The organism is Vibrio sp. M260112, from assembly GCF_036533775.1.
Classification (GTDB): domain Bacteria; phylum Pseudomonadota; class Gammaproteobacteria; order Enterobacterales; family Vibrionaceae; genus Vibrio.
Genome location: NZ_JATABH010000104.1, coordinates 1 through 3,280, shown reverse-complemented (window position 1 = coordinate 3,280; position 3,280 = coordinate 1). Strand labels below are relative to the sequence as shown.

Annotated in this window: 4 protein-coding genes and 1 pseudogene; 1 reads left to right on the top strand and 4 read right to left on the bottom strand. The window is 43.0% G+C overall.

The annotated features are described in order from the left end of the window. Window positions 1-548 precede the first annotated feature (548 nt). Entirely contained in the window at window positions 549-1,049 is a 501-nt protein-coding gene (locus QTN95_RS19985) for a transposase (RefSeq protein WP_138972284.1), read from the bottom strand. Between the two features lie 173 nt (window positions 1,050-1,222). Continuing rightward, window positions 1,223-1,396 (bottom strand): annotated as a pseudogene (locus QTN95_RS19980) (transposase); the annotation flags it as partial. A gap of 104 nt (window positions 1,397-1,500) precedes the next feature. Here QTN95_RS19980 and QTN95_RS19975 point away from each other — a divergent pair. Beyond that, complete coding sequence (locus QTN95_RS19975; protein ID WP_331418736.1) at window positions 1,501-1,797, top strand: hypothetical protein; 297 nt, start codon at window positions 1,501-1,503, stop codon at window positions 1,795-1,797. Between the two features lie 115 nt (window positions 1,798-1,912). On the opposite strand, the gene QTN95_RS19970 is transcribed toward QTN95_RS19975, so the two are convergent. Both QTN95_RS19970 and QTN95_RS19965 read right to left on the bottom strand, forming a co-directional pair. Continuing rightward, window positions 1,913-2,521, bottom strand: coding sequence for a hypothetical protein (locus QTN95_RS19970; protein WP_331418735.1), 609 nt, complete (start codon window positions 2,519-2,521; stop codon window positions 1,913-1,915). An 8-nt stretch (window positions 2,522-2,529) separates the two neighbouring features. After that, window positions 2,530-3,280, bottom strand: a 751-nt coding sequence (locus QTN95_RS19965) for a hypothetical protein (RefSeq protein ID WP_331418734.1), incomplete at its 5' end; no start/stop codon positions are given.

The window sequence follows — 3,280 nt, the reverse complement described above, 5'->3', positions numbered from 1 at the left end:
TCGAGTTCACGCTCATTCTCGGTACTGTTATCCGCTCGTGCACGTAGCATATTACCGTTAGCATCATACTGGTAATTTAAACCATTGGCTTTGGTTACCGCATGCGGCCCAGCTTGTTGGAGACCTAGAGAAAATTGCAGCGATAGGGGTAATGTATGTAATTGACTTGTCTGTTACTTTTTAATGGTGCCTGTCCCTGAAGTATCCCCATCCTTGTGCACTCAGTACTCGATAATAGCTCGACTCTGAGGCGATATACTCACCTTTATCAAGCAGTGTCGGTACGATTTGAGTTGGAGGTAAACTCGCGAACTCTGGGCGGTTACACACCTCGATAATTGCATCACGTTCTTGCTGAGAGAGCTTGTTAGCTGGCTCTGGTCTGACACTGGTCGGTCTTTTATCCGCTTGGATCTCTCCTTGCCGATACCATCGACGATACGTCCTCAGGTCAATTTGAACCTCATAACAAGCTCGCTCTAAGCGGCAACCACTTTGCTTGGCATCGTGGATAAGCGTAATCAGGTACTGCCTTTCATCGGTTGAGGTTAGTCGTCCTCTGGCTCTTCCCCGTAAAAGGCTCTGAGCTTTTTTCGTAGAACCAACAGGGCAGCCGTTTCAGCGAGCGCCTTTTCTTTGTGGCGTAACTCCTTCCTAAGTTCTTTGATTTCAAGCTTATCCGCTTTGGCCTGTTTCTTTGCTTCCGCTTCCCGCTCTTTACTCGACATGAAGCCTTGCATGCATTCGCTGCGCCAGCGTTGAACTTGCTCTGGAAACAGACCTTTTTCACGACAATATTGGCTGAGTTCATTCTCGGTCATCGAGTAAGTCTCGGCGACGATGGCGAGTTTAGTTTGAGCAGACCACTGCTCTGATGAAGTGTTGCTGTTTGGCACTGCGGCTCCTGAACGTCTGAGTTGCTGTCGCCAATGATACAGGGTTGCGGTGCTAATACCTTCCTCTTTTGAAAGTTCGCTCACTGACACTGAGTATGGAGGCAGTAGCTTCTTCAATATGGCTTCTTTTCTTTCTGTTGGAATACGAGACACAATTCACTCTTACCGCCCTACACTGGTTAAATTTTAACAGTGACAACTATCCTGCCAGAGGGGGATTCATATGCACTAAGCCTACTTCGACTATCTCTTCATGCCCTGTGTAACCACGATTAGTAATAGCTTGTTGCACGACTTCTAATGGACCCTCTTCTCGCCATGCCACTGGGCGCTTTCCCTTGGCGCTCTTCTCTTAGCTGGCGAACCCATTTATCCATCGTAGATTTGCCCACATTCATAGCTTGGGCCGCTTCAGTTACTGAGTAGTTTTGGTCTAGGACTAGCTGCGCTGCTTCTAACTTAAATTCTGCACTAAATAGTCGTCTTGTACGTTTTGTCATAATGTCACCTGTTAACTTATGAGGTGATGGTATCACCTCTAACTAAGTGACCAAATTCACTATGCCACTACACTCTATCTGCCTGCCAAACTTTGTCGCCAGAGGTGCCTACACCGACAGCTAGCAACGAAACCATTAATGAAGCACAAAAAGCCCTCGCTGACTGGGACGGATTTAAGGTGTCGGATGAAGGTGTCATTTCTACTGTAGAATCACTTCCGACAGGATACTACTGGCGCACTAGTACAGTAAAAAGTTGGGGACGAACAGTCTCATGTGACAACCTACGTTATTTTGTAGAGAAAGGCATGGTGGTTAGCATCCACTTTAAAGGTCCAAGGGGTCGATACGATGCTTATGATGAGCAATGCTGCTTAGAAGAAGATAAGTATCTACAATAAAATCAGGGGGGCTCACCCCTTCGACCGCTCGAAAACTGATCGTAAGATTCTGATTTAGTTCATTCGATTTCTGCAAAGCTGTTTGGACAGTGCGCCACGCTCATTCCCGGTACTATTATCCGCTCTTGCGCGTAGCGTATTGTTTGTTAATAAAAACACACGACTTTTGATAAGACTCTCTATCCTTTACACCTTTGATGTTTTCAATACTCTCACATTTTTGTTTTAGATGTTTATAAACATCAATCCCACCATAAAAAAAGTTAGAGATTAAATGTATTTTGTTATTTATTAGCCTAGGATATAGGTATGCTGAGTATGTTCCTTTATGACTAGTCACCAAAATTTCAACAATTATATTTTCTGCCTGATACTTACTCACATCTAAGCTATCTAACAGAGTTGGAGATGTATCATAAAAAGCAGCTGTCAATGGATTTATAAATGCAGATAACTGCTTAGCATGTAACATTGTAATTTCCTCTATTTTTTCTGGTTCAAAGTCACCATTCAATTTGAACTTGAATTTAAAAATATAGGCCTCTGGTGATGAAAACCACATAATAGAATCCAAACAAGTAGATATTTTTTCCTCTACTACTTCACATGCTACATCTTTTTCTAGCATAGGCTGACTCACTTTCAAAGACTCAAGGTTTGCAACGACTTGGGATGCAAAAAAAAGACTGAAAGCTGATAACAGCATTAATATTTTCTTTCTCATAATTTAACTTATTTTCTAAGGATTGGACCTAAAGATGATGGATTACTCGACTTAAACTCTCTCACATTGACCTCACCATAGAACTTGTCAACACGCTTCAGATGAGTAACTTTTCTACCTGTGTCAACAGGTTCGCCCTTTATATATGTATCGCCATTGCTGAAGCGAACAGCCGGAGCTGATTTTACTTTATAAACTACCCCCCTGTATTGCGTTTCAATTGTCTTGACAGTTTCTGTTGATTTTAGCGCAACCTCCATAGCTTGAGCTGCTAATATAGCGACTGGGTTCTTAGTAGCAGCTGTAAATTCATTACCTGCTAGAGTAACTACATCTGTTACAGTTGTATCCATCAATTCACCTTGACTGTACTTTTCAGTTTTAACATTTAGATCTTGTTCTACGGTTTCATCGACTTCTAGAGTTTCGATTCTACCTTGAGTTGGGGCTAATGAGGTTTCGTATAGCTTATCATCAGGAACAAACTTTCCTCCCTTAAAATTAGCATACTCTTCATCATCGATTACTGTAGGCTCAACTTTCGGCACTTCTTCCTCTTTTACCTTAGGTTTGGTGCGAGGCGGAGTTGCTGGAGTGTTGCGATTTCTATCCCTATCCCAACGTCCTGTAACCCTCCCGCCACGATCACGCATCGTACCATCGGTATTACAACTTCCTCCCTCCCAGAAGTACCCTGTAGGATCCGTATACTTGAGCGGATTATTCATCACATAAGCATAACGGTTAAAGCTATTTGTG